The organism is Actinosynnema sp. CS-041913, from assembly GCF_050942485.1.
Lineage (GTDB): Bacteria > Actinomycetota > Actinomycetes > Mycobacteriales > Pseudonocardiaceae > Actinosynnema.
On record NZ_CP192037.1, the window covers coordinates 3,750,021 to 3,774,100 of the forward strand.

The 24,080-nt window shown below is 70.5% G+C and carries 27 protein-coding genes; 14 read left to right on the plus strand and 13 right to left on the minus strand.

The features are described 5' to 3' along the window. Positions 1 to 15: 15 nt before the first annotated feature. The 3 genes from ACQPZF_RS17875 to ACQPZF_RS17885 form a co-directional block, all read right to left on the minus strand. Positions 16 to 423, minus strand: coding sequence for a type II toxin-antitoxin system VapC family toxin (locus tag ACQPZF_RS17875; protein WP_433272994.1), 408 nt, complete (start codon positions 421 to 423; stop codon positions 16 to 18). Beyond that, positions 420 to 674, minus strand: coding sequence for a FitA-like ribbon-helix-helix domain-containing protein (locus tag ACQPZF_RS17880; RefSeq protein ID WP_433272996.1), 255 nt, complete (start codon positions 672 to 674; stop codon positions 420 to 422). The genes ACQPZF_RS17875 and ACQPZF_RS17880 overlap by 4 nt, the downstream gene beginning before the upstream one ends. A gap of 89 nt (positions 675 to 763) precedes the next feature. Next, complete coding sequence (locus ACQPZF_RS17885) at positions 764 to 1,321, minus strand: helix-turn-helix domain-containing protein (protein WP_433272998.1); 558 nt, start codon at positions 1,319 to 1,321, stop codon at positions 764 to 766. A gap of 56 nt (positions 1,322 to 1,377) precedes the next feature. Here ACQPZF_RS17885 and ACQPZF_RS17890 point away from each other — a divergent pair, with 56 nt between their 5' ends. After that, positions 1,378 to 2,058, plus strand: coding sequence for an AzlC family ABC transporter permease (locus ACQPZF_RS17890; RefSeq protein ID WP_433273000.1), 681 nt, complete (start codon positions 1,378 to 1,380; stop codon positions 2,056 to 2,058). Then, positions 2,055 to 2,360, plus strand: a complete 306-nt coding sequence (locus ACQPZF_RS17895; protein WP_433273002.1) for an AzlD domain-containing protein — start codon at positions 2,055 to 2,057, stop codon at positions 2,358 to 2,360. Before ACQPZF_RS17890 ends, ACQPZF_RS17895 begins: the two co-directional genes overlap by 4 nt. A gap of 27 nt (positions 2,361 to 2,387) precedes the next feature. Here the strand turns inward: ACQPZF_RS17895 and ACQPZF_RS17900 are convergent, their stop codons facing one another. Then, entirely contained in the window at positions 2,388 to 2,759 is a 372-nt protein-coding gene (locus ACQPZF_RS17900; protein ID WP_433273004.1) for a DUF6292 family protein, read from the minus strand. A 19-nt stretch (positions 2,760 to 2,778) separates the two neighbouring features. Continuing rightward, a complete protein-coding gene (locus ACQPZF_RS17905) occupies positions 2,779 to 4,629 on the minus strand; it encodes an acyl-CoA dehydrogenase family protein (RefSeq protein ID WP_433273006.1) in 1,851 nt (616 codons plus the stop codon). A gap of 91 nt (positions 4,630 to 4,720) precedes the next feature. On the opposite strand from ACQPZF_RS17905, the gene ACQPZF_RS17910 reads away from it, so the two are divergent. The 5 genes from ACQPZF_RS17910 to ACQPZF_RS17930 all read left to right on the plus strand — a co-directional run bounded on the left by ACQPZF_RS17910 (position 4,721) and on the right by ACQPZF_RS17930 (position 9,280). Next, positions 4,721 to 4,957 (plus strand): hypothetical protein, encoded by a 237-nt coding sequence (locus ACQPZF_RS17910; protein WP_433273008.1) that lies wholly within the window; start codon positions 4,721 to 4,723, stop codon positions 4,955 to 4,957. A 12-nt stretch (positions 4,958 to 4,969) separates the two neighbouring features. After that, positions 4,970 to 6,388 (plus strand): amino acid permease, encoded by a 1,419-nt coding sequence (locus ACQPZF_RS17915; RefSeq protein WP_433273010.1) that lies wholly within the window; start codon positions 4,970 to 4,972, stop codon positions 6,386 to 6,388. Between the two features lie 107 nt (positions 6,389 to 6,495). Beyond that, a complete protein-coding gene (pdxT, locus tag ACQPZF_RS17920; protein ID WP_433273012.1) occupies positions 6,496 to 7,101 on the plus strand; it encodes a pyridoxal 5'-phosphate synthase glutaminase subunit PdxT in 606 nt (201 codons plus the stop codon). Positions 7,102 to 7,119: 18 nt separating this feature from the next. Next, the gene (locus tag ACQPZF_RS17925; RefSeq protein ID WP_433273014.1) at positions 7,120 to 7,872 is read left to right on the plus strand and encodes a YebC/PmpR family DNA-binding transcriptional regulator; all 753 of its coding nucleotides are present in this window, start codon (positions 7,120 to 7,122) and stop codon (positions 7,870 to 7,872) included. An 895-nt stretch (positions 7,873 to 8,767) separates the two neighbouring features. After that, positions 8,768 to 9,280 carry a DUF4262 domain-containing protein gene (locus ACQPZF_RS17930; protein WP_433273016.1) on the plus strand — a complete coding sequence of 171 codons (513 nt, stop codon included), beginning with the start codon at positions 8,768 to 8,770 and terminating at the stop codon, positions 9,278 to 9,280. Positions 9,281 to 9,756: 476 nt separating this feature from the next. Here ACQPZF_RS17930 and ACQPZF_RS17935 read toward each other — a convergent pair whose 3' ends face one another. After that, complete coding sequence (locus ACQPZF_RS17935) at positions 9,757 to 10,290, minus strand: TIGR03086 family metal-binding protein (protein WP_433273018.1); 534 nt, start codon at positions 10,288 to 10,290, stop codon at positions 9,757 to 9,759. A 179-nt stretch (positions 10,291 to 10,469) separates the two neighbouring features. Between ACQPZF_RS17935 and ACQPZF_RS17940 the strand changes: the two genes are divergently transcribed. Further along, on the plus strand, positions 10,470 to 11,945 hold the full coding sequence (locus ACQPZF_RS17940; protein WP_433273020.1) for a peptide MFS transporter: 1,476 nt from the start codon (positions 10,470 to 10,472) through the stop codon (positions 11,943 to 11,945). Between the two features lie 128 nt (positions 11,946 to 12,073). Here ACQPZF_RS17940 and ACQPZF_RS17945 read toward each other — a convergent pair whose 3' ends face one another. Together ACQPZF_RS17945 and ACQPZF_RS17950 are read right to left on the minus strand one after the other, a co-directional pair. Then, positions 12,074 to 13,369, minus strand: a complete 1,296-nt coding sequence (locus ACQPZF_RS17945) for a cytochrome P450 (RefSeq protein ID WP_433273022.1) — start codon at positions 13,367 to 13,369, stop codon at positions 12,074 to 12,076. A gap of 91 nt (positions 13,370 to 13,460) precedes the next feature. Continuing rightward, complete coding sequence (locus ACQPZF_RS17950) at positions 13,461 to 14,618, minus strand: cytochrome P450 family protein (protein ID WP_433273024.1); 1,158 nt, start codon at positions 14,616 to 14,618, stop codon at positions 13,461 to 13,463. 102 nt (positions 14,619 to 14,720) lie between these two features. Between ACQPZF_RS17950 and ACQPZF_RS17955 the strand changes: the two genes are divergently transcribed. Continuing rightward, a complete protein-coding gene (locus ACQPZF_RS17955; protein ID WP_433273026.1) occupies positions 14,721 to 15,878 on the plus strand; it encodes a TetR/AcrR family transcriptional regulator in 1,158 nt (385 codons plus the stop codon). Positions 15,879 to 15,902: 24 nt separating this feature from the next. Here ACQPZF_RS17955 and ACQPZF_RS17960 read toward each other — a convergent pair whose 3' ends face one another. The 3 genes from ACQPZF_RS17960 to ACQPZF_RS17970 are packed head-to-tail and all read right to left on the minus strand — an operon-like array spanning position 15,903 to position 18,086. Beyond that, positions 15,903 to 16,328 (minus strand): acyl-CoA thioesterase, encoded by a 426-nt coding sequence (locus ACQPZF_RS17960; protein WP_433273028.1) that lies wholly within the window; start codon positions 16,326 to 16,328, stop codon positions 15,903 to 15,905. A 10-nt stretch (positions 16,329 to 16,338) separates the two neighbouring features. Continuing rightward, the gene (locus ACQPZF_RS17965) at positions 16,339 to 17,496 is read right to left on the minus strand and encodes an MFS transporter (RefSeq protein ID WP_433273030.1); all 1,158 of its coding nucleotides are present in this window, start codon (positions 17,494 to 17,496) and stop codon (positions 16,339 to 16,341) included. Beyond that, on the minus strand, positions 17,496 to 18,086 hold the full coding sequence (locus ACQPZF_RS17970) for a TetR/AcrR family transcriptional regulator (protein WP_433273032.1): 591 nt from the start codon (positions 18,084 to 18,086) through the stop codon (positions 17,496 to 17,498). The genes ACQPZF_RS17965 and ACQPZF_RS17970 overlap by 1 nt, the downstream gene beginning before the upstream one ends. 128 nt (positions 18,087 to 18,214) lie before the next feature. On the opposite strand from ACQPZF_RS17970, the gene ACQPZF_RS17975 reads away from it, so the two are divergent. Next, positions 18,215 to 18,802, plus strand: coding sequence for a DUF5753 domain-containing protein (locus tag ACQPZF_RS17975; protein WP_433273034.1), 588 nt, complete (start codon positions 18,215 to 18,217; stop codon positions 18,800 to 18,802). Between the two features lie 84 nt (positions 18,803 to 18,886). Here ACQPZF_RS17975 and ACQPZF_RS17980 read toward each other — a convergent pair whose 3' ends face one another. Beyond that, on the minus strand, positions 18,887 to 19,276 hold the full coding sequence (locus tag ACQPZF_RS17980; RefSeq protein ID WP_433273036.1) for a VOC family protein: 390 nt from the start codon (positions 19,274 to 19,276) through the stop codon (positions 18,887 to 18,889). Next, positions 19,273 to 19,569, minus strand: a complete 297-nt coding sequence (locus ACQPZF_RS17985; RefSeq protein WP_433273038.1) for an ArsR/SmtB family transcription factor — start codon at positions 19,567 to 19,569, stop codon at positions 19,273 to 19,275. The genes ACQPZF_RS17980 and ACQPZF_RS17985 overlap by 4 nt, the downstream gene beginning before the upstream one ends. A gap of 209 nt (positions 19,570 to 19,778) precedes the next feature. Between ACQPZF_RS17985 and ACQPZF_RS17990 the strand changes: the two genes are divergently transcribed. The 4 genes from ACQPZF_RS17990 to egtD are packed head-to-tail and all read left to right on the plus strand — an operon-like array spanning position 19,779 to position 24,064. Beyond that, positions 19,779 to 21,017: a glutamate-cysteine ligase family protein gene (locus tag ACQPZF_RS17990; protein ID WP_433273040.1), complete on the plus strand. Its 1,239-nt coding sequence runs from the start codon at positions 19,779 to 19,781 to the stop codon at positions 21,015 to 21,017. Beyond that, positions 21,014 to 22,345, plus strand: coding sequence for an ergothioneine biosynthesis protein EgtB (egtB, locus tag ACQPZF_RS17995; protein ID WP_433273042.1), 1,332 nt, complete (start codon positions 21,014 to 21,016; stop codon positions 22,343 to 22,345). Before ACQPZF_RS17990 ends, egtB begins: the two co-directional genes overlap by 4 nt. A 1-nt stretch (position 22,346) precedes the next feature. Further along, on the plus strand, positions 22,347 to 23,093 hold the full coding sequence (gene egtC, locus ACQPZF_RS18000) for an ergothioneine biosynthesis protein EgtC (RefSeq protein ID WP_433273044.1): 747 nt from the start codon (positions 22,347 to 22,349) through the stop codon (positions 23,091 to 23,093). Next, positions 23,090 to 24,064 (plus strand): L-histidine N(alpha)-methyltransferase, encoded by a 975-nt coding sequence (gene egtD / locus ACQPZF_RS18005; protein WP_433273046.1) that lies wholly within the window; start codon positions 23,090 to 23,092, stop codon positions 24,062 to 24,064. The genes egtC and egtD overlap by 4 nt, the downstream gene beginning before the upstream one ends. The last annotated feature ends 16 nt before the right edge of the window (positions 24,065 to 24,080 follow it).

The following is a 24,080-nucleotide window of genomic DNA, read 5'->3' on the forward strand; positions in this document are numbered from 1 at the left end:
GGGCCGTCGCGCTTGTCAGGACACCGGATAGACCTCGATGTCGACCTGATGGCCATTCGAGCCCGCCAGCCTCGCGTCACAGGTGACGAGCGGGACGCCGAGTTCTTCGGCGAGCGCGACGTAGAAGGCGTCGGCGGCGTGGATGGAGTGCCGCAAGCCCCATGCCCGCTCGATCAAAGGGCGGTGCGGAACCCGGTTGATGGGCGCGGCTTGGACCATGGTCAACGCGGTCGTCGCCTCATCGCGGGACAGCGCTTTCCTGGACTCCAGGCGGCGCAGCACACCCATCGCCTCGACGTCGATGAGTTCCGGCGCGGCGGCGCCGATGGCGGTGGAGAGCCTGTGGAGCAGCTCCCGGTCGGGGACTTTTCCGGCGACGACCTCGATGAGTGCCGAGCAGTCGACCACGATGCTGACGTTCACCGGGCGTCGAACTCCTCTCGGACCTCACGGAAAGCCTGGTGGACAGCCTCGCGGTCGACACCCCAACCGCGGTTGGTCGCCGACTCGACCCACTCCGCCATCGTCGGCTTGTTCGCCATCTCGATGAACACGTTGCGGAGGTAGGCGGTCAGCGACATGCCGTGCGCGTTGGCCCGGGACTGGAGGACCGCGACGACCTCGGCAGGCACGTCGCGGACGTGGACGGGCTTGGTCTCGCGTTCCTTGCTCATGGGTTCGACCCTAGGTGGTGCGGTAGCTGTTTGCATGCACCGTCTATCGGTCGATTCCCCATAAGATCGAGATCGCTCGAACGGGTGTTCTACACGTGCTCCATCACCAGCACGACCGACGTGCCCTGCTCCAACGCCGCGCACGTGTGCGGCAGATCTCCCGGGTACAACAGGTAATCCCCGGGCCCCAGCTCGATCGGCTCGTTCTGCGGCCCCGCCAGCACCCGCCCGCGACTGACGATCATGTGCTCCACGGTCCCCGCCATGTGAGGCTCCGACTCCCGGGGATTCCCCGGCTCCAGGTCCAACACGTAGATGTCCCGCCGAGCCCCGGGTGGGCAGGAGGCCAGCAGGGTCGCCGTGTAATGGGCCCGCTCGGAGTAGATCGCCGGCCCCTCGCCGGCCCGGATCACCTGCACCCGCGCCACCGGCGGATCGACCAGCCGGCTGAACGGCACCCCCAGGGCCACGCCCAACGCCCACAAGGTCTCGACGCTCGGGTTCCCGCTGCCCGCCTCCAGTTGCGACAGCGTCGACTTCGCGATGCCCGCGCGCTTGGCCAGTTCGCTCAGCGACAGCCCGACCCGCTCCCGCTCCCGCCGCAACGAAGCGGCGATGACCTCCAGTGGCGCGCCTGTGTTCGACATAACAGTCCAATCGTTCGCCTTGACGAACAGTCCCGCACTGTTCATCGTGGAAGACGATGCGTTCGATATGGCGAACTCTAGACCCCCAGCTACTGCGTGACGTCGCCGCGGTGGCTGCCGGCGCCGCGGTCAACGGCGCCTCGTTCGGCGCGATCTCCGTCGCCGCCGGCCTCCCGTGGTGGCTGCCCGTCGTCATGTCGCTGCTCGTCTTCGCCGGCGGTTCGCAGTTCATGGCGGTCGGCATCATCGCGGGTGGCGGCAGTCCGGCGGCTGCCGTGTTGGCCGGGCTGGTGCTCAACTCCCGGCACCTGCCGTTCGGGTTGGCGGTCGGCGACGTGCTCGGGCGCGGGCTGGTCGCCCGGCTGGTGGGCAGCCACCTGCTGGTCGACGAGACGGTCGCCTTCGCGTTGGCCCAGCGCGACCCGGCCAGGGCCCGCGCCGCCTACTGGTCGTGCGGCATCGCGTTGTTCGGCGCGTGGAACGTCGCCGTCGTCGCGGGGGCGTTGGTGGGACAGGCGATCGGCGACCCCGCCGCGTTCGGGCTCGACGCGGCGTTCCCGGCGGCGCTGCTCGCGTTGACGTTGCCCGCGTTGAAGGATCGTCGGACGCGGCACGCCGCGCTGCTCGGGTCGGCGATCGCGCTCGCCACGACACCGTTCCTGCCCGCCGGGCTGCCGGTGCTGCTGGCGTTGGGCGGCCTCGTGGTCGCGTTCGGCAGACAGGAGGTCCGGGCATGACGTTGACCGCCGTCCTGGTGCTGGCGGTCGGGACCTACGCGTTCCGGCTCGCCGGGCCCCTGCTGCGGGACCGGTTCACGCTGCCCGCCAAGGCCAACGAGCTGATGTCGATGTCGGCCACCGTGCTGCTGGTCGCGCTGATCGCCACGTCGTCGCTCACCAAGGGTCAGGGTTTCGCCGGGTGGGCGTTGCCGATCGGTGTCCTGGTCGGCGGGCTGGCCGCGTGGCGCAAGGCGCCGTTCGTGGTCGTGGTGATCCTCGCCGCCGCCACCACGGCCGGACTCCGGTTCCTCGGCGTCTAGACGTCCAGAACAAGGCACAACGCACACTCAGAACATCGCGTACGGGCGCAGGCGCACGGCCAGCACGCTCCGGTCGCCGCCCACGGTGGGTTCGGTGCTGCCGCGCTTGCCCGCCAGCACGTCCTTCACGAACCGCGCCACCGTGCGCGGCGGCGGCACGACCGGGACACCCAGGTGGGCCAGCACGACGGGAGGCTCGGCGGGCGCCGTCTCCACCGCGATCGACCATCCGTGCGTCTCGCTCCACAGCAGCATCAGGTCGCGGCCGGTGCCCTCGGCGAGCGCCAGGTACGCGGTCGCGGTGTCGCTGACCTCGTACTCGGTTCCCTCGGTCGGCACGCCGACCTGTGCCGCGACCGCGCGCACGTATCCGGCCAGTCCCGCGGTCAGCTCGTCCATACGGACCATTCTGGACCTGTCACGTGATGATCGGTGCCCCCAGCCAGCCCTCGGGTATGCCGAACGCGTCCACCAGACGCCGCGCGTGCGGTCGCAGACCGGCGCACAAGTCGTTCACCGCCTGCGTCACCGCCTTGGCCCGCGCCGGGGTGAGCCTGCCGTGTTCCAGGAACCAGGCCCGGTCCGCCTCGATCGTGCTCAGCGCGTACAAATCGCACACCTGGTCCAGCAACGCGGCGGTCGCGGCGTCCTCGCACCGGCCCACCGCCGCCACGAAAGCCTCCAGCACCACCCGGTCCACGTGCGCCCGCGCGGCATGCAGCACGTGGTCCTGCGCGGCGTTGAACACGTCGAACGCGCTCTCGGGCGTCGCCCGCCGCAACCGCCGCGCCAACCCCTCCACCACGTGCCGCTCGCGGTCCTCGAACTGCCGCACCTGCCAACCCCGGTCCAGCAACGCATCGGAGCTGCCGCTCACCAGCCGGTCGATGATCGCTCGCGCCGCCGTGCGCTCGATGACCACGCCCACGAACTGGTCGGCCACGAACCGCGCCATGCCCCACGGGTCCAGGTCGCCGACGTGGTCCCGGTAGCTGGTCAGCAACCCCTTCGCGACCAGTTGCAGCAGAACGGTGTTGTCGCCCTCGAACGTCGTGAACACGTCGGTGTCCGCCTTCAACCCCGCCAACAGGTTCTCGGACAGGTACCCGGCTCCGCCACACGCTTCCCGACACGTCTGGATCGTCGCCGTCGCGTGCCAGGTCGCCACCGCCTTCAGCCCCGCCGCCCGCGACTCCAACTCCCGCTGCCCGCGGTCGTCCGCCACGTCGTGCAACGCCGACACCAGCTCCTCCTGCGCGAAGTGCAGCGCGTAGGACGTGGCCAACGCGGGCAGCAACCGCCGCTGGTGGGCGAGGTAGTCGAGCACCACCACCTCTTCGCCGGAGTCCGGCCGGGTGAACTGCCGCCGCGTGAGTCCGTACCGGACCGCGATGGCCAACGCCTTCTTGGTGGCGCTGCCCGCGCCGCCCGCGACACTGATCCGCCCTCGCACCAACGTGCCGAGCATGGTGAAGAACCGCCGTCCGACACCCTCGATCGGGCTGGAGTACTCGCCGTCGACGGACACCGACCCGTACCGGTCCAGCAACGCGGACCGCGGCACCCGCACGTGGTCGAACGTCAGCCGCCCGTTGTCGACACCGTTCAACCCGGCCTTCGGCCCGCAGTCCTCGATCCGCACGCCCGGCATCGGCGCGCCCGACGCGTCCCGGATCGGCACCAGCAACGCGTGCACGCCGTGCGCCTCGCCGCCGGTCACCAATTGCGCGAAGACCACGGCCAGCCGTCCGTCACGGGCGGCGTTGCCGATGTAGTCCTTGCGCGCCCCCACATCCGGCGTGTGCACGACGAATTCCCGCGCCGCCGGATCGTAGGTCGCGGTGGTGCGCAGGTGCTGGACGTCCGAACCGTGCCCGGTCTCCGTCATCGCGAAGCAGCCGGGCAACTCCAGACTCATGATCGCCGGCAGGTACTCGTCGTGGTGCGCTTGAGTCCCCAACGCCTGCACGGCCCCGCCGAACAACCCCCACTGCACGCCCGCCTTGACCATCAGCGACAAATCGCCGAACCCGAGGACTTCGAACGCCACCACCGAGCCGCCGACGTCGTCCCGCCCGCCGTACGCGGCGGGGAACCCGATCAGCGGGTGCCCCGCCGCGGCCAACGCGCGCAACTGCTCGAACACCCACGCCTGGTACTCCTCGCGGCCCAGGTCGCGCACCGGCTCCAGTTTCCCGAGCAGGTCCGACGAGTTGCGGCGCAACGCCGCCCAACGGCCGTCGAGCAGATCACCGAGTGCATCACGCATGTCCATTGCCTAACACACCGCGAACCGCGCCGCCGAGTGATCGTCCGGCCGTCACGATCACAAGTCCCGGCTTTCGCCGGCCGGTGGCACGGTGGGCTTGCGCACGTGCTGGAACAACAGGTTCCTCCTGGTCGGTCCGGGGGTGCACGCGCCGCCGATCGACCTGTCGACCACCTACCCGGTCCCGGACCGTGCCGACGGCGGGCTGGCGCGGCAAGCCCTCGCCGATCTGTGGGACGACCTCGACCAGGCCCTTTCCGCGCATGGTGAGCGCGATTACATCAAACCTTCCTCAAGTGGATCGCGACTGCTCGCCGGGAGCCACTAACGTCCGGCCACCATGAAGGAGCAGAGGGCAACGGAGCCGGACGCCGACGGCTACACCAAAGCGCTGTCCAAGCGCCAAGTGCAGATGATCGCCATCGGTGGCGCCATCGGTGTGGGCCTGTTCCTGGGCGCCGGCGGCAGACTCGCCCAAGCCGGTCCCTCGCTGGTCTTCGCCTATGCGGCCTGCGGTATCGCGGCGTTCTTCGTGATGCGCGCATTGGGCGAACTGGTGCTGCACCGGCCCACCGCGGGCAGTTTCGTGGAATACGCCCGCGAGTTCATCGGACCGTGGGCCGGCTTCACCTCCGGCTGGATGTACTGGGTGAACTGGGCGATGACCGGTATCGCCGAAATCACCGCCGTGGCGATCTACGTGCACCGCTGGCTGCCCGACCTGCCGCAATGGGTGACCGCGCTGATCGCGCTCGGCGCGCTGGTCGCCATCAACCTGCTCTCGGTGAAGCTGTTCGGCGAACTGGAGTTCTGGTTCTCGGTCATCAAGGTGACCGCGATCGTCGTCTTCCTCTTCACCGGCGCCGCGCTCGTCATCGGCAACGCGGACGTCGGCGGCCACGAGGCCGGCGTGCACAACCTGTTCGGCAACGGCGGCATGTTCCCCGCCGGCGTGGGCATCGCGCTCATGACGCTCCAGGCGGTCATCTTCGCGTACTCGGCGATCGAACTGGTCGGCATCGCCGCCGGCGAGACCGCCAACCCGCGCGAGGTGCTGCCCAAGGCGATCAACGGTGTCGTCTACCGGATCGGCGTGTTCTACGTCGGGTCGGTCCTGCTGCTCGCCATGCTGCTGCCGTGGAACCTGTACAGCGGCGCGGAAAGCCCGTTCGTCACGGTGTTCTCCGCACTCGGCGTCGCCGGCGTCGGTGACGTGATGAACGCCGTCGTGCTGACCGCCGCCCTGTCGTCGTGCAACTCGGGCCTGTACTCCACCGGCCGCATCCTGCGGTCGCTGGCCCAGAAGGGCGAGGCCCCGGCGTTCACCGGCCGGATGAACTCCCGGCACGTGCCTTACGGCGGCATCCTGTTCACGTCCCTCGCCTACCTGGCCGGTGTGGTGCTCAACTACATCGTGCCCAAGGCGGCGTTCGACATCGCCATCGCGATCGCCTCGCTGGGCGTGGTCGCGACCTGGGCGACGCTCATCTTCTGCCAGCTCCGACTGCGGAAAGCCGCACTGCGCGGCGAGCTGGTCCGCCCGTCCTACCGGATGCCCGGCGCCCCTTACACCGGGTACGCGACCTTGGCGTTCCTCGCGCTGGTCATCGTGCTGATGGCGTTCGCGGGCACCGCCGAGCGGATCGCGTTCTGGTCCATCCCCGTGCTCGCCGTGGTCCTGTTCGTCGGCTGGCGAGCCATCGAGTCCCGCCGTTCGAAGGCCCACCAGGCTTCCGGACGTGTCGCGGTGGGCGACTAGCCCCGCCCGTCGCCAGGCGGTCCCGGCCGGGCCGGACGGATGCCACGAGCACCCCGTCCGGCCCGGTCACCTAGGCTGGTGGGAGCTACCAAGGAGGAAAACCAGCCGTGTCCGTCGTCGGTGTCCTCGCCCTCCAGGGCGACGTCCGTGAACACCTCGTCGCCTTGGCCGAGTCCGATGTCCTGGCCCGCCCGGTTCGCCGCCCGGAGGAACTGGCCGAGGTGGACGGCGTGGTGCTGCCCGGCGGTGAGTCGACGACCATCAGCCGGCTGCTGGCCACGTTCGACCTGCTGGAGCCGCTGCGCGCGCGGATCAAGGAGGGCATGCCCGCCTACGGCTCGTGCGCCGGCATGATCCTCCTCGCCGACCGGGTCCTCGACGGCCGACCCGACCAGCACCAGCTCGGCGGGCTGGACATCGTGGTGCGGCGCAACGCGTTCGGCAGGCAGGTCGATTCGTTCGAGGCGGAACTGGACTTCACCGGAGTGGGCGAGGTGCACGCGGTGTTCATCCGCGCCCCGTGGGTGGAAAGCGCGGGTGACGGCGTGGAGGTGCTCGCCGAGGTCCCGGATTCCCCCGAGGCGGGAGACGCCGCCGGTAGGATCGTCGCGGTTCGGCAGGGGCACGTGCTCGCCACCTCGTTCCACCCGGAACTGACCGGAGACGGGCGCGTGCACCGCTATTTCGTGGACATGGTCCGTGCCGCGGGCTGAGTATCAGACGGAGGAGAAATGAGCGGCCACTCAAAGTGGGCGACCACCAAGCACAAGAAGGCCGCAATCGACGCCAAACGCGGCAAGCTCTTCGCGCGGCTCATCAAGAACATCGAGGTGGCGGCCCGCACCGGCGGCAGCGACCCGGACGGCAACCCGACGCTCTACGACGCCATCCAGAAGGCCCGGAAGAACTCGGTGCCCCTGGACAACATCGAACGCGCCCGCAAGCGCGGCGGCGGTGAAGAGGCCGGCGGAGCGGACTGGCAGACCATCATGTACGAGGGCTACGGCCCCAACGGCGTGGCAGTCCTGGTCGAATGCCTCACCGACAACCGCAACCGAGCGGCCTCCGAGGTCCGCACCGCGATGACCCGCAACGGCGGCAGCATGGCGGACCCGGGCTCGGTGTCCTACATGTTCGCCCGGAAGGGTGTCGTCATCGTCCCGAAGAACGACCTGTCCGAGGACGACGTCCTGATGGCAGTGCTGGACGCCGGCGCGGAAGACGTCAACGACCTCGGCGAGAGCTACGAGGTCGTGAGCGAGGCCGGGAACCTGGTCGCGGTCCGGAAAGCACTTCAGGACGCGGGCTACGACTACGAGAGCGCGGAAGCCAACTTCCTGCCGTCGGTGTCGGTACAACTGGAAGCCGAAGGCGCACGGAAGATCTTCAAGCTCATCGACGCCCTCGAAGACTGCGACGACGTGCAGAACGTCTACGCCAACTTCGACGTGTCAGACCAGGTAATGGCCGAGGTAGACGCCTAGGCACCGACGCCTCTCTCTGAACGGGGGCGCGCTCCGCGCTTTTGCCGGGGCGCGCTCCGCGCTTTGCTCTGGCGCGCTTCGCGCTCTTGCCGTGGCGCGCGCAGCGCGCACACCCCCAGGTGGGCTGCGTGTCATCCCCGTATGGCCCAATGCCACTAACTTAAGCTTTCCGCTGGTCAGGGCCAGGTTCGTCCGCCGAACAGGCCGGATGACACTACGAAAGATTGTCCACTTAGGACATAGTTGCATCGCGCAGGCGCAGATCCCCAGGTCGCCTCTCGCCCCAACGAGTCCGGGATGGCCCGGATCCGGTCGAGCTGAACGTCCTCTGGATCGATCTGAGCTGTGAAAACGTGGCTAAAGTTAGTGGCATTGCCGTATGGCCTGCCCGCAGGGAACCGCGCTTTTCCTGGGAATGCAAGCACGCTTTTCGCTTGCATTCCCAGGAAAAGGGTGGTTGTCTTTTGACCAGGTCATGCGGGGATGACACGACGCCCGAGTCTTGCTTTTGTGATCATCCTTGGCGGCCTGCCTGTCCGGCGAGGACGCTTGTAGCTCTTCGTCGAAGCGCGATCGCGACCGCCTCAAGACCAAAGATCAAAAGCGGGCGCTCGCCGCTGGGCAGGCCTCCGGGGAGGAAGGGCAAGGCGTCGTGTTCTCCCCGCATGACCTGTCAAAGACCACCACCCTTGTCCAGGGAGCGCAAGCGAAGAGCGTGCTTGCGCTCCCTGGACAAGCGCGGTAGCCCTGCGGGCAGGCCATACGGGGAGAACACGAGGCCCCTTCTTTGTGCTCGCGCGAGCCTCGGGCTGTTGTGCTCGCGCAGCGCTCTCGCTGCTGCGGTGCTTGCGCAGGGCCGGGTTGGGCACATCTGAGGAGAGGGCACAATGGGGCTGTGTCGAGTCCTGCGCTGAACCCCCACGAAGAGAAGCTCCGAGACTGGCTGTTCGACCAGGCCGAGCGCTTCGGCCACGCCGTCGTCACCGTCCCGGAGGACGCGGAGGGTGCTCAGTACGCCTTCTCCGTGGGAGCGTGGCGCAGGTTCGGGGTAGCCGAAGCGGTCGTGATCGGGTTGCCGCCGGAGATGGCGGAAGCGCTCATCAGGGCCTACGTCTCGCGGGCCAGTCAAGGGGAGCGGTTCGTGCCCGGGAAGCTCTACCACGACTTCTTCGACGGTGTGCCGGTCACCTTCGAGCGCGTCTTCAAGGGCTTCTACCCGGAGTTCTTCGGCAGCGCCTTCCTCCTCTACGGCAAGGGCGACTTCGCGGCCGTCCAGATCATCCTGCCCACCACGGACGGCCACTGGCCGTGGCAGCCGAGCGCCCCCGAGGGGTTCGCGGACTGGCAGCTCGTCCTCACCGAGAGTGGCCGGCCGGAGAGCTGGACCCCCGGTCACAACGGTCCGTGACGCCGCGTCGCCTGCCCCACCCGTGTCCTTCAAAAGCGTGTGACCTGCTCTTGTCCGCGAATTAAGACAGCCCTGCCACGCTCCTGGGACGACCACCCACCCGGTGCCGACGTCGATCCCAGGTCCGTCCGGCGCCCGTCGGGCCCCGCCGCACGCCTGCGGCGGGGCCCGACGTGGTTGTCCGGCAAACGTTGTCAGGTGTAAGTCCGCCGACACCTGACAACCGCAACGGGCTATCACAGTGGGGTGCGAGGCAAGCTCGGGGGTTCCCGCACATGGTAAGGGGGAGCACGTCCCGCCCCGTGCATACGGGAGCTGCGCGGGGTGGGACGCGCGTACTTGACTTGGTCACGGGGGCCCCGCCCGGACCAAGGAATAGGTCATGGGGGGAACTCCGGATGAGTTCCCCCCATGACAACAACTTCCGGTGGGAATCCTTCTCGATGAGCGCGGCAGGGAAGCCGGCCACAGCGGCGTCAGGGCGTCCGACCCAGCAAGGCGATCAGCCGGTCCTGGTCGGAGGCGTCATCGGGCACCGGTACAGGAGGACCGAACACGCCGCTGTCCTGGAATTCCGCCGCGTGCTCCGACGCGTACGCCGACAGCGTCCGCGCCAGCTCCGGATCGATCCGGTCATCGGCCCCGATCGCCCGCGCCAGGTCCCACGCGTGCACACCGAGGTCCAGGGTCATCTGCCACCCGTACTCGACGGCCGTCGCCTTGCCCCAACTCAGGTGCACGGGTCGCAGCAGGGCCTTCGGCGAGATCCACGCCTCGCGGGCGGCAGCCGCCGCGAGCACCCACGCGTGCAGCGGGTCGGCGCCCAACTGGTCGCCCTCGAACCGGTCCCCGACCTGCTCGACCGTGCAGCCCGCCAACAGCTCGGGGGCCCAGAGCTGCTCGTGCACCAGGTGGTTGACCAGGTCGTGGACCGACCACTCCTTGCACGGTGTGCCAAGTTGCCACTGGTCGGGGCGCACCCGGCGCACCCGCGAGTCGAATTCCGTCATCGCGCGTCCGTGAGCCTCGATCAGATCCACCCCACGAGTGCACCAAAGGTTGCGCCGGACCGCACCCCGAACGTGTGCGTTGGGCCACCGGAGCGCGCGTCGATTTCATCCAGTACGCCCGTACGGCGTAACGTGAGCCGGAACGCCGTGGGTGACATCGTTGACACCAGGAGGAACCAGTGAGCGCCACGAGCGCGGTTTCCGCCCCGCAGCGGGGCTTCTTCGGACACCCCCGAGGACTGTCCACGCTGTTCTTCGCCGAACTGTGGGAGCGCTTCTCCTACTACGGCATGAAGGCAATCCTCGCCTACTACCTCTACCGCTCCACGGCGGAAGGCGCGTTGGGCCTGGACAAGAGCTTCGCCCTCAGCCTGGTCGCCATCTACGGCGCGTCGGTCTACATGTCCGGCGTCGCGGGCGGCTGGCTGGCCGACCGGGTCCTCGGCGGGCAGCGGTCCGTCTTCTACGGCGGCGTGCTGATCATGTTCGGGCACATCGCGCTCGCGCTGCCGATCGGCATCGCCGGCGTGTACACCGGGCTGATCCTGATCGTCCTGGGCACGGGCCTGCTCAAGCCGAACATCTCCACCGTCGTCGGCGGCCTCTACGCGCAGGACGACCCGCGCCGCGACTCCGGTTTCACGATCTTCTACATGGGCATCAACCTCGGCGGCTTCCTCGCCCCGCTGGTCTGCGGCACGCTGGGCGAGAAGGTCGACTGGCACCTCGGCTTCGGCGCGGCGGCGGTCGGCATGGCGCTGGGGCTGATCGCGTACCGGTTCGGGCGGCGCAACCTCGGCTCGTCGGCCGCCGTGCCGCCGAACCCGCTGCCCGCCGAGGAGCGCGGCGGGGTGCTGGCCCGCATCGGCGGCGTGACGCTGGGCGTGGTGGCCGTCGTGGTGATCCTCGTGCTCACCGGCGTGCTGGGGGCCGAAGGCGTGATCAACCTGATCAGCGTCGCGTCCGTGCTGCTGCCCATCGGGTACTTCGTGGTGATGATGCGCAGCCCGAAGACCACCCCGGTGGAACGGTCCCGGCTGACCGCCTACATCCCGCTGTTCATCGCCGCCGCCATGTTCTGGCTGCTGTTCGAGCAGAGCGCGACGGTGATCGCGGCGTTCGCCGACACCCGGCTGGACCGGAACTTCCTCGGCCTGGAGATCCCGCCGTCGTTCATCCAGTCCATCAACCCGGTGATGATCATCCTGTTCGCGCCGCTGTTCGCCCTGCTGTGGGTGAAGCTCGGCAAGCGCCAGCCGGCGACGCCGCGCAAGTTCGGGTACGCGCTGCTGCTGGTCGGCGTGTCGTACGTGCTGATGATGATCGCCAGCCAGGGCGACCCGGCGGTGCGGGCGAGCTTCCTGTGGATCATCGCCATGTACGCGGTGATGACCTCCGGCGAGCTGCTGCTGTCCCCGGTGGGCCTGTCGGTGACCACCAAGCTCGCGCCGCGCGCGTTCGCCTCGCAGACCATGGGCCTGTGGTTCCTGGCGTCGGCCGCCGGACAGGGCGTGGGCGCGATCGTCGTCCGGTTCTACAGCGACGAGAACGCCGTGGCGTACTTCGGCGTGCTCGGCGGGCTGTCGATCCTGCTCGGCGTGCTGCTCGTCCTGGGCACCAACAACATCAGGAAGCTGATGCAGGGAGTCGGCTGACGCGGGTCCGCGCCGGCGGCAATGGAAATCCGCATTGATGCGGAAAAGGAGAAGCGCGGGCGACCCGCCGCGGCGGCGGTGCGGCGGGTCGCCCACGCGTGTTCCAGGATGCCTTACATTCCTGTGAATCACCTGATGGTTTCCACGATTGAGCGATCTTTTGCCAATCCGGTGCTCACCGGGAACCGCGCCGCGCCCCGGATCACCCGCGACGGACGCCGGCGCACCCGGCCCGCCGCCCGCAGATCCGGGAACCGCCGGAACAGCCCGCGCAATGCCGCCGCCCCCTCCATCCGCGCCAGGCCCGCGCCCAGGCAGTAGTGGATGCCCGACGAGAACGCGAGGTGCTCGCGTCCGTCGGCACGGCCGGGCGTGAAGCGGTGCGGGTCGGCGAACACCGCCGGGTCGCGGTTGGCGGCGGCCAGGAGCAGCATGACCGGCGTGCCCTTCGGCACCCACGTGCCGCCGATCTTCGTGCTCTTGAACGGGAACCGCACCGTGTACTGCACGGGCGGGTCGAGCCGCAGCGTCTCCTCGACCACCGCCTCGGCGTGATCGGGGTCCTCCACCAGCCGCTCCCGCACCTCCGGGTGCGCGAGCACGGCCAGCACCGAGTTGCCGATCAGGTTGACCGTCGTCTCGAACCCGGCCACCAGCAGCAGCTCCGTGGTCGCGATCAGGTCCTCGCGGGTGAGGTCCTCGTGCTTGACCAGCGCGCTGACGATGTCGTCGCCGGGATGCGCGCGGCGGTGCGCGATCAGGTCGTCCAGGAACGCCTCGAACTCGCGCAGCCCGTTGTGCAGCGCCCGCAGCTCGCCCAGGTCGCGGACGCCGTCCAACGCGTTGACCAACGCGCTTCCCCAGCGGGCGAACGACCGGTGGTCCGCGCCGGGCACGCCCAGCAGGTCCGCGACCACCTGGATCGGGACGCGCGCGGCGAAGTCGCCGACCAGGTCGAACGTCGGGCGCCCGGCCACCTCGTCCAGGTACTCCTCGACCACCCGCGCCACGGTCGCCGCCTGCTCGCGCAGCCCGCGCGGCGTGAACCACGGCGCGACCAGCCGCCGCAGCCGCGTGTGGTCGGGCGGGTTGAGCACCAGGAACGATTCCTCGACCGGATTCACCAGCCGCCGCCCGCCGACGTAGGCGGCCGAGTCGACCGGCGAAAACTCACCCGCCGGCAGCGTGCCGAAACCGGGATCGCGCAGTAGCGAGTTGCACAACTCGTGCGACGCGGTGAGGTAGAGGCCCATTCTGCTCTTCACCAGCGGACCGCGTTCGCGCACGGATTCATAAGCGGGATATGGATCGCGCGCGGGACTCATCCCGAACAGCCTCGCGGCCGGATCACCGAGCAGGGCCTGAGCCCGGACGACGGTGCGCCCCAGGAACAGCAACGTCGCGTTCTTCACCGTGGACGGCATGTGTCCACGGTGACGCGGATGCGAAAAAGTCTCAAGGACAGAACCGATCACCTCCGGCGGGCAGGTCGACGTCAACGGCCACTGCCGGGCGTCACAGGGTGACCGGCAGCGACGCGAGCCGCCAGGTGCCGCCGTCCGGGGCGCGTTCCGGCGTGCCGGCCGGCGCGAGGTCCGGGAACCGGGTCAGCAGCGCCGACAGCGCCACCTCGGTCTGGGTCCGGGCGAACGCCGCGCCCAGGCAGAAGTGCGGCCCGTGGCCGTAGCCGAGGTGCCCGGCCTCCGCGCGGGTCACGTCCAGGCGGTCGGGATCGGTGAACACGCGCGGGTCGCGGTTGGCGGCCACGATCGCCACGGTGACCGGCTCGCCCTGCCGGACGACCACGCCGTCGAAGTCCACGTCCTCCTTCGCGTAACGGGGGGTGGTGAGCAACTGCGGGCCGACCCAGCGGGTCAGCTCCTCCACCGCGCGTGGCAGGAGGGACGGGTCGGCGCGCAGCGCGGCGAGCTGTTCGGGGTGGTCGAAGAGGGTCGCCACGGCGTTGGCGATGAGGTTGGTCGGGGTCTGGCCGGCCAGTACCAGGTGCCAGACCAGGGTGACCAGCTCGGCGTCCGAGTAGCGGTCGTCGTCACCGTGCAGGAGGTCGGAGATCAGGTCGTCGCCGGGCTCCTCCTTGCGGCGCGCGACGGCGGCCAGGGCGCCTTCGACGATGCGGGGGACGGCGTCCAGGAACGCCTGGCCGAACCCGCCCACCACGGCCGCGCCGTACTCCCTCCACTGTGGACGGTCGAACTCGGGGATGCCGACCAGTTCGCAGATCACGTCCATCGGCAAGGGGCGGGCGAACCGGGCCAGCAGGTCGACTTCGCCGGACGGGAGGGCGTCGAGCAGGTCCCCGACGATCCGTTCGACGCGAGGCCGGAACGCGGCGGCGCGCCGGGCGGTGAACGCCGGCGCGGCGAGGCGGCGCAGCCGGACGTGCTCCGGGCCGTCCATCTCGGACATCGTGCGCAGGTACCGGAGGCAGTGCTCGGGGATGCCCGGCAGGCGCGGGTAGCTCGACGCGTTCGGCGCGAACCGCGGGTCGCCCAGCACGGCCTTGGCGTCCTCGTGCCGCGTGACGATCCACATCTTGCCCATGCCGGGTAGCTGCATCCGGGCCAGCGGGCCTTCCTCACGGGCCTTGTCGTAGGCGGTGAACGGGTCGAGCAGGACGGAGGGGTCGGTCGGATCGATCTCGTACACGGTCATGTGCTCACTCCAGATGTTCTAGTCAGATGTTCTCATCATCTGAATGGCGACGATATCGTGGATCACGGTCGGGCGGCAACGAGGGGGCGGGGAGAGAGCCGGATGGCGCGGGTGAGCAGGGCCGAAACCCAGGAGCGCAACCGCGTGAAGGTGCTCACGGCCGCCCGTGACGAGTTCGCGGAGCGCGGGTTCCGGGAGGCGAAGATCGACACGATCGCCGAGCGGGCCGGGTTGACCAGGGGAGCGGTGTACTCGAACTTCCCGGGCAAGCGGGCGCTGTACTTCGCGGTGCTGGCCGACCAGGCGGAACGCGCCTACCCGTCCACGAGCCAGACGGGTGCGTTCGCGGAGCCCGGACCGGAGGGCGGCGCTTTCGCGCACCACTCGCCGGAGGGCGACCGAGGCGCAGTCGCTCGCACCGGCGACTCAGCGGCGAACGGCGCTCCGGTCGACGTCCAGCAGGACCTGCGGAGCGTGCTGGGCGCGTTGGCGCTCGCCTGGGTCCGTCCGCTGACCGGGGACGACTGGCTGGGCCGCGACCTGCTGCCCGAACTCCTCGCCGAAGACCTGCGCCACCCCTACACCCAGCTCCTCGAACTCGACGCCCTGCTCCTCGGCCTCGCCATGACCCGCCTGCGAGGCGCGCCGGCCGCCGGCGGCGCGGTACCCCGCCTGGTCCGCCAAGCGGAGGTCATCCTCGGCACCCTGCACGGCGCGCACCAGTTGGCCGCCGCCGCCCCCGGCTTCCTGGAGCCCTACGACGTGGTCAGCGCATGTGAACGGCTGGCCGGTCTCGCCCTCAACGACTGGTGGTCGCCACTCCCGCCCGCTCCGCCCGTGCGCTCCGCCGACGAAGCCTGGACGCCACCACCGGCCGTCGACCTGGTGCGTGGCGAACCCGTCACCCGGCGGGACGGTGTGGTGGCGATCCTCGGCCTGAACCGGCTGGTGTCCGCCGAACAGGCCGTCCGCTCCGGCGCGCCCACCACCGTTGTGATGGTGACCAGCGCTCCCCAGGAACTCGCGCCGCTGTCCAGGCTCACCGTCGCCCAGCTATGCGGGCCGCTGCGCCAGTCCTTCCCGGTCCACGCCTGGCCGGACGTGCAGGTCGTGTCCGACGAGTCGGGCACGTTCGCCAAGGCCGCCGGTGTGCCGGCGGTGAGTGACGAGACCGAGACCGCCGTCGAGGTCCGGAACGGGCGGATCGTCCGGCGGGCCGACGGGTACGCCGCCTGCCACGCCGTCTCCGCGCCGTCCTAGGCCACTGCCCGCGTGCGTCGGCGGCTAGCGCTTCACCGGCCGCCGTGGTTCGAAGAGGCGGCGGAAGTCCTCCGGGATGGGCGTGCTGCGCAGTTCCGGTGTCCCGAACGACACGTAGCGGTTCCAGCCGGTCGCCACCGCGGTGCCGTCCACGTCCGCGTCGAAGCCCATGGTCAGCGTCGTGGTGCCGAGCGTGCGCACCCGGACGTTGATCCGCAGCAGGTCGTCGAACCGCGCGGGGTTCAGGTAGCGGATGGACGTCTCGGCCATCACGAAGTCGATGCCGTGCTTCTCCAGCTCCCGGTACGAGCCGAGCAGCGAGCGCAGCGTCTCCACCATCGCGGCCTCGAAGAACACCGGGTACCGGGAGGCGTGCACGATCCCCTGGCGGTCGCAGTCGACCGGGCGCACCCGCACCCGGTGCACGTGGGCAGGTCGCGGGTCAGCCATGTCGGTGATCCTATGGGGTCACCCGAAAGGCTTTCGACGGACGGGCCGCGATTACTCCGAGCGTGGCGGCGACCCCCTGCGCCGCCGCGACCAGCAAGATCACCACGGACGGGTCGAACCTGGCCACCAGCACCCCGCCGACGGCGGCCCCGATCGCGAAACCACCCAGCTTGAGGCTCGCGCCGGTGGTCGACACCTGCCCGAGCAGTTCGCCGGGCGTGTACCGCTGCCGCGCGGTGATCGTGGACGCCAGCGTCGGCCCCTGCACGACACCGCTCAGCAACGCCAGACCGAGCAGCACCGGGAAGCTCGACGCCAACGGCCAGGTCGCCACCGCCACCCCGTACAGCGCCACCGCGCCGAACACCACCCGCTCGGGACGCCACCGGGGCAGGTGTCGGCGCAACGCGAGCAGCCCGGCCACGCAGCCGACCTGGATCACCGCCCACACCAGCCCGGTATAGCCCTCCACGACGCCGAACGACATCACGTACACCGGCAGGACGGGCGCGAACATCCCGATCGCCCCGTACGCCAGCACGGACGCGACGGTCGCGCCGCGCAGCGGGGGAGTGGTGGCCAGGTGTCGCAGTCCCCGCCGCATCGCGGCCGTCAACGACGGATGCGCCACGTGCACCGGCGGCACCCGCAGCCCGCACGTCCACAGACCGCCGACGAGAGCCAACACGCCCAACGTGATCACCGCCGACGCCGGCCCCCACACGGCGTTGAGCACCCCCGCCAACGCCGGCCCGCCGATCGCGGACACATTGAACAGCAAGGCGTCGGACGCCGTCGCCCGCTCGACATCGGTGGCCAGCCGAGGCACCAGGCTGGTGAACCCGCCGCTCGTCATCGGCAGCGTGATGCCCGCCAGGAACGCCAGGCCGAGCAGCAGTGGCACGTCCGCACCGGCCAGCACCAGTCCGCACGCCACCGCGGCCAGCACGAACTGGTTGCCCGCCAACGCGGTTACCGGCCGCCGCGTCCGGTCCAGCCACGCACCCAGCAACGGTCCGGAGAGGATCGACGGCACCGTGTACGCGGCGACCACCGCGCCGGACAGCGCCGCCGAGCCCGTGCGGGCGAACACCAACAGCACCACGGCCACGCCCACCATCTCGTCCGCGAACCGGGCGAGGCCCGCCGCGAGGAGATAGCGGCCCATCACCCGGACCGGCGGTGTCGGCGGACCGACTCCTCCACCAGGTCGAGCACGGGCTCCAGGTCGTCGGCGGGCAGCCCCATCGCGAGGTGCGACACGAGGCCTTCCAGCACCAGTTCCAGGAACGACGTCAGCACGTCGATGTCCACGTCGTCGCGCAGGTTCCCGGCCTCGCGCTGGCGCACCAGCCGCTGCCGGGTGGCGTCGGTGAGCTGCTGCGACCGCTCCGCCCAGCGACCGCGGAACTCGTGGTCGGTGCGCAGCCGGCGGGACACCTCCAGCCGGGTGCCGAGCCAGTCCGCCGGGTGCTCGGCGTCCGGCTCCGGCGCGGCCAGCAGGTCGCGCATGACCTGCACGAGACCCTGCCGGGCCACGACGTCGGCCATCCGGAGCGCGTCGTCCTCGGCGAGGGCGAGGAACAGCGACTCCTTGTCCCGGAAGTGGTGGAAGATCGCTCCCCTGGACAGGCCGGTAGCCTCTTCCAGGCGGCGCACGGTCGCTCCCTCGTAGCCGTAGCGCGCGAAGCACGCACGCGCGCCGTCCAGGATCTGGCGGCGGCGGGCGTCGAGGTGGTCCTGGCTCACCCTGGGCACCGGTCGATGTTGCCAGGGCGGGCCCCGGAAATCCAATCAGTACGTACGGATTCAATGCATTCCACTATGGAGTGATCTTGCGGTGGCCGGCTCGAACCGGCGGGTCGGCCGCACTACGGTGGCGCACCGTGAAAGACATCCGGTTGGGGCGGCTCTCGCAGGTGGACGGCGTGCGGAGGGGGATCGACCTGATCGACCTGGTCCGGCTCGCGCACTACGACCACGCCGATCCGGACGGCCCGGAGGCGTTGCGCGCGGCCGAACGCAGGGCGACGGAGATCGTGTCGTACGACACGTTGGCCGTCCCGGCGCTGCTCCAGACCTCGGCGTACGCCCACGGCCTGGGCGGGGACGTCGACCGGCAGGACGTCCTGCGCCGCCACCTGCCGCCCACGTGCGAGTTCTTCGTGCACGAGGCCGCGTTGCACACGTGGGCGGGCGACCCGGAACCGCTCCGCACGCAGTTGCACCGCCTCGCCGAGCGCCGCGACGTCCGTCTGGTGCCGTTCACGGCGGGAAACCGGCCCGAGTTCCGCAACCCGTTCACCCTGCTCGACTTCGCCGTCGGCGGCCCCGCCGTGCACACCGGGACGCTGACCGAGCGGTTCGACGTGGTGGCCCGCCACCAGGAGGCGGCGGACGTGCTGCGGCGGTGCGCGCTGACCGTGGACGACTCCCGTGACAGCTTCGCCACCCGGGCGGAGTGCCTGCGGTAGGCCGGTTTCGGCGGCAAGGGCGTGCAGGTGCCGACACGCCCCGACGACGAACCGGTCGGCCCCGATGTCCGGCGGTGGAAGCGACTACTTCATGGCGGCGATCTGGATCAGGTTGCCGCAGGTGTCGTCGAAGACGGCGGTGACCACCGGACCCAGGTCGGTCGCGTCCTGGGTGAACTCGACGCCCAGCCCCTTGAGCCGCTCGACCTCGGCGTACACGTCGCCGACGGCGAACTGCGTGAACGGGATGCCGTCGTCGACCAAGGCCTTCTTGAACGGGCCCGCCGCCGGGTGGCCGTCCGGCTCCAGCAGCAGTTCCACGCCGTCCGGGTCGGCGGGGGAGACCACGGTGAGCCAGCGGGCTCCGCCGGCGGGCTCGTCGGTCTTCTTGATGAACCCCAGTTTCCCGGTGTAGAAGTCCAGCGCCTTGGCCTGGTCGTCGACCAGGACGCTGGTGATGTTGATGCGGATCACGGGTTCGGTGCCTCTCTGTCGATGGGCCACCGCTCGAAGATCGAGCGCAACGGGCCCGTGTCGAGGTGGTGGAACTTGTACCGGCCCTGTCGCCGGGTGCGCACCAGGCCGGCCTGTTCGAGCACCGCGAGGTGCTGCGAGATGGCCTGGCGCGAGGAGGCCAGACCGTGCTTCATGGTCAGCCTGCCGCAGAGTTCGAACAGCGTCTGACCGTCCCGGTCGGTCAGCTCGTCCAGGATGGTGCGTCGCGTCGCGTCGCCGATGGCCTTGAACAGGTCGGGGTCCGCGTCCACGGGAACAGTTATAGGCAAGTCGTCGCTTGCCTGTCAAGCGGGGTGGGCGACGGTCACCTGTCCAGGTCGTCCCAACTGTCCGGAACTACTCCGCGTACCGGCGGAAACAGCAAGATGGCGGGTTCCCCCAACGGTTTGGAGGACGTGCTTCTGTCGGTACCCCCGTGTAGCGTCGAATCGAAGGAAATTGATCACCGGGAGTACACAAAGTGACTGCTGTCCGTAGTGCCCCGGCACCGGGGCCGACGCCGGCGGTGTTCCGGGACCGCCAAGAGGCTGAGGCGTACGTCGCCTCGGTCTGCTTCAAACACGGCCCACCAAGGCTGTTCGGCGTCGAACTGGAATGGACCGTCCACCACCGAGAAGACCCGGCCAAGCCGCTCGATCGGCACGCCCTCGCCGCGGCACTGGGCAAACACGCACCACCCACGCTCGTCCCCGACAGTCCTCAACAGCCGCTGCCGGGCGGCACGCCGCTCACCGTCGAACCGGGCGGCCAGGTCGAGATCTCCACCCCGCCGATCGGCTCGCTGACCGAGTTGCTCAAGACCGTCGCGGACGACATCGACCACCTCACCGGCCTCTTGGCGCCGGCGGGCCTCGTGCTCGGGCACCGCGGTGCGGATCCGCACCGGCCTCCGCGTCGAATGCTCCAAGTCCCCCGTTACGCGGCCATGGAGCACGCCTTCGCGCCCGTCGGGCCGGAGGGCATCACGATGATGTGCAGCACCGCCGGGCTCCAGGTGTGCCTGGACGTCGGCCACGAGCAGGACCTCGCCGCCCGCTGGGCCGCCGTGCACGCGCTGGGCCCCGTGCTCGCCGCGCTGTTCGCGAACTCGCCCGGTGTCGGCGGCAGGCGCACCGACTGGGCCAGTGCCCGGATGCGCACGCTCTACGCCACCGATCCCGTGCGCACCCGCCCCGCGGCCGTGTGCGCGGAACCGGCGAAGGCGTGGGCGCGGCGGGTGCTCGACGCACCGGTGATCGTGGTGCGAAGACCGGGCTCTAGCTGGCTGCCGCCGCGGCGCCTCACGTTCGCCGACTGGATCGACGGCGCGCTGGAGACGCGGCCCACGGCCGACGACCTGGACTACCACCTGACGCTCCAGTTCCCGCCGGTCCGCCCGCGCGGGTACCTGGAGGTCCGGTACCTGGACACGCCGCCGGACGGCCGGTGGCTGCCGCCCGTGGTGCTGCTGGCCGCGTTGTTCAGCGACCGGTCCGTGGTGGACGCCGTGCTGGCGGTCACCGAGACCGCGGCGGGCCGCTGGCTCGCCGCCGCCCGTTACGGCCTGGACGACCCGGTGCTCGCCCGCGCGGCGCGCGATGTGGTCGAACTGGGCTGTGCGGCGCTGCGCAACACCGACCTGTCGGTCGGCCAGGCCGACGCGATCGCGGAGGAACTGCACCGCACGCTCGCTGAGAAGACCGGAGGGGGCCGCTCATGACCAGCATCGACCGCGAGACCGGGATCGAGGACATCCGCGACCGCGTCGCCGCCCAGCTCACCAGGGCACGGCAGCGCAGCGCCGCGCTGACCGACGCCGTGGACGACCACGACCTCGTGCGCCAGCACTCCAGGCTGATGTCCCCGCTGGTGTGGGACCTCGCGCACATCGGCAACCAGGAAGAGCTCTGGCTGGTCCGCGACGTCGGGGGACGCGAGCCGGTGCGGCAGGACATCGACGAGCTGTACGACGCGTTCAAGCACGCCCGCTCCGCGCGGCCGGAGCTGCCCCTGCTCGGTCCCGGTGAAGCCCGCAAGTACGTGGGCGAGGTGCGGGACAAGGTGTTCGACGTGCTGGAGACCAGTCCGCTGGAGGGCCGCCGGCTGCTCGACGGCGGGTTCGCCTTCGGCATGATCGTGCAGCACGAGCAGCAGCACGACGAGACCATGCTGGCGACCCACCAGCTCCGCGTCGGCCCGCCCGTGCTGGACGCGCCCCCGCCGCCGCCCGGCGGACCGGTCGGCCCGGCCGAGGTGCTGGTGCCCGGCGGCCCGTTCACCATGGGCACCTCCACCGAGGTGTGGGCGCTGGACAACGAACGGCCCGCGCACCAGGCGGTCACCGAGCCGTTCTTCATCGACACGGCCCCGGTGACCAACGGCGCGTACGCCGCGTTCATCGCCGAAGGCGGGTACCGCGACCCGCGCTGGTGGTCCGAGGCCGGCTGGGCGCACGTCCAGAAGGCGTCGCTGGTCGCCCCGAGGTTCTGGGGGCGCGAGGGCGACCAGTGGCACCGGACGGCGTTCGGCGTGACCGCGCCGGTCGACCCGGGCCAGCCCGTCGTGCACGTCTGCTACCACGAGGCCGAGGCCTACGCGAAGTGGGCGGGCAAGCGGCTGCCGACCGAGGTGGAGTGGGAGAAGTCCGCCCGGTTCGACCCGGCCACCGGCCGTTCCCGGCGCTACCCGTGGGGCGACGGGGAGCCGACCGAGGCGCACGCCAACCTCGGTCAGCGGCACCTGTCGCCCGCGCCGGTCGGCGCGTACCCGGCGGGCGCGTCGCCGCTGGGCGTGCACCAGTTGATCGGCGACGTGTGGGAGTGGACCAGCTCGGACTTCCACGGCTACGGCGGGTTCGAGGTGTTCCCGTACGCCGAGTACTCGCAGGTGTTCTTCGGACCCGACTACAAGGTGCTGCGCGGCGGGTCCTTCGGCACCGACCAGGCGGCGGTGCGCTCGACGTTCCGCAACTGGGACTACCCCATCCGGCGGCAGATCTTCGCCGGGTTCCGCTGCGCGCGGGACGCGGCGCCGGAGGAGCGGGCCTGACGTGTGCCGCCATCTAGGTTACCTGGGCCCCGCCGTGCCTATCGCGGCGCTGGTCCACGATCCGCCGCACTCGCTGCTGCGCCAGTCGTACCAACCGCGGGACATGCGCGGCGGCGGCACGGTGAACGTCGACGGCTACGGCGTGGGCTGGTACCCCGCGCCGGGCGGTCCCGCGGTGCGCTACCGCCGGACCGGGACGCTCTGGTCGGACGAGAACCTGGCCGCGCTGAGCCGGGTCCTCGTCTCCGGCGCGGTGCTCGCCGCCGTGCGGTCGGCCACCGTCGGGATGCCGGTGGTGGAGACCGCGTGCGCGCCGTTCACCGACGGGCGGTGGCTGTTCAGCCACAACGGCCGGGTCGCCGGCTGGCCGGGCTCGGTCGCCGACCTCGCCAAGGCGCTGCCGGTCGCCGACCTCCTCACGCTGGACGCGCCCACCGACTCGGCCCTGCTGTGGGCACTGGTCAGGGCGCGCCTGGCCACCGCGCCGCCGGCCGCCGTGCTGGCGTCAGTGGTGTCCGAAGTGGCCGCCGCCGCGCCCGGATCGCGGCTGAACCTGTTGCTCACCAACGGAACCGTGCTCGTCGGCACCACGTGGACGCACTCGCTCTGGGTGCGTTCCGGCGACGGCGCGGTGACGGTGTCCTCCGAGCCGCTGGACGACGACCCGCGCTGGCGGGAGGTGCCCGATGGGCACGTCGTCACGGCCGACCAGACCACAGTGGACGTTCAACCGATGGGACGACGATGACCGAGCCGCAGCTCGACGTGCACCTGACACCGGAGGACGCGGTGGTCGCGCTCCGGGCCGAGGCGAAGGCCGGCCTCACCGCCCGGCCCAAGTGGGTCTCGCCGAAGTGGTTCTACGACGCCGTGGGCAGCGACCTGTTCGAGGAGATCACCCGGCTGCCCGAGTACTACCCGACCCGGTCGGAGCGGGAGATCCTGCTCGCCCGCGCGGACGAGATCGCCGCGACGACCGGCGCGCACGCGTTGGTGGAGCTGGGTTCCGGCTCGTCGGAGAAGACCCGGCTGCTGCTGGACGCGCTGCGCGCGCACGGGACGCTGTCCGAGTTCGTGCCGCTGGACGTGTCGTCCAGCGCGTTGAGCGAGGCGGCCAAGCAGATCCTGGCCGACTACCCCGGCCTGGAGGTGCACGGCGTGGTCGGCGACTTCACCGAGCACCTGGGACTGCTGCCGGGCGCGTCGCCCCGGCTGGTGGCGTTCCTCGGCGGCACCATCGGGAACCTGATCCCGGAGGAGCGGGACAAGTTCTTCGCCTCCGTGCGGGACGTGCTGGAGCCGGGGGAGTGGCTGCTGCTGGGCACCGACCTGGTGAAGGACCCCGAGGTGCTGGTGCGGGCCTACGACGACGCGCGCGGCGTCACGGCCGAGTTCAACCGCAACGTGCTGCGGGTGCTCAACCGGGAGCTGGGCGCGGACTTCGACCCGCTGGCGTTCCGGCACGTCGCGCTGTGGAACGCCGAGGAGGAGTGGATCGAGATGCGGCTGCGCGCGTCCCGCGCGGTGCGCGCCCGCGTGGCGGCGTTGGAGCTGGAGGTGGAATTCGCCGAAGGCGAGGAGTTGCGCACCGAAGTCTCGGCCAAGTTCCGGCGTGAGGGCGTGGCCCGGGAGCTGACGGCCGCCGGTTTCGAACTCCACCGCTGGTGGACCGACTCGGAAGGGCGGTTCGCCTTGTCGCTGGCACGGGCGGTGGGCTGACCCACCGCAGGGAATT

Coding starts and splice junctions, on each gene's coding strand:
- ACQPZF_RS17900 (WP_433273004.1), bottom strand. CDS start 2,759: ATGGACGAGCTGACCGCGGGACTGGCCGGATACGTGCGCGCGGTCGCG.
- egtB (WP_433273042.1), top strand. CDS start 21,014: ATGACCAGCATCGACCGCGAGACCGGGATCGAGGACATCCGCGACCGC.
- ACQPZF_RS17935 (WP_433273018.1), bottom strand. CDS start 10,290: ATGACGGAATTCGACTCGCGGGTGCGCCGGGTGCGCCCCGACCAGTGG.
- ACQPZF_RS17915 (WP_433273010.1), top strand. CDS start 4,970: ATGAAGGAGCAGAGGGCAACGGAGCCGGACGCCGACGGCTACACCAAA.
- ACQPZF_RS17965 (WP_433273030.1), bottom strand. CDS start 17,496: ATGGGCCGCTATCTCCTCGCGGCGGGCCTCGCCCGGTTCGCGGACGAG.
- ACQPZF_RS17955 (WP_433273026.1), top strand. CDS start 14,721: ATGGCGCGGGTGAGCAGGGCCGAAACCCAGGAGCGCAACCGCGTGAAG.
- ACQPZF_RS17890 (WP_433273000.1), top strand. CDS start 1,378: ATGCGTTCGATATGGCGAACTCTAGACCCCCAGCTACTGCGTGACGTC.
- ACQPZF_RS17905 (WP_433273006.1), bottom strand. CDS start 4,629: ATGCGTGATGCACTCGGTGATCTGCTCGACGGCCGTTGGGCGGCGTTG.
- ACQPZF_RS17925 (WP_433273014.1), top strand. CDS start 7,120: ATGAGCGGCCACTCAAAGTGGGCGACCACCAAGCACAAGAAGGCCGCA.
- ACQPZF_RS17950 (WP_433273024.1), bottom strand. CDS start 14,618: ATGACCGTGTACGAGATCGATCCGACCGACCCCTCCGTCCTGCTCGAC.
- ACQPZF_RS17960 (WP_433273028.1), bottom strand. CDS start 16,328: ATGGCTGACCCGCGACCTGCCCACGTGCACCGGGTGCGGGTGCGCCCG.
- ACQPZF_RS17945 (WP_433273022.1), bottom strand. CDS start 13,369: ATGCCGTCCACGGTGAAGAACGCGACGTTGCTGTTCCTGGGGCGCACC.
- ACQPZF_RS17895 (WP_433273002.1), top strand. CDS start 2,055: ATGACGTTGACCGCCGTCCTGGTGCTGGCGGTCGGGACCTACGCGTTC.
- ACQPZF_RS17885 (WP_433272998.1), bottom strand. CDS start 1,321: ATGTCGAACACAGGCGCGCCACTGGAGGTCATCGCCGCTTCGTTGCGG.
- egtD (WP_433273046.1), top strand. CDS start 23,090: ATGACCGAGCCGCAGCTCGACGTGCACCTGACACCGGAGGACGCGGTG.
- ACQPZF_RS17880 (WP_433272996.1), bottom strand. CDS start 674: ATGAGCAAGGAACGCGAGACCAAGCCCGTCCACGTCCGCGACGTGCCT.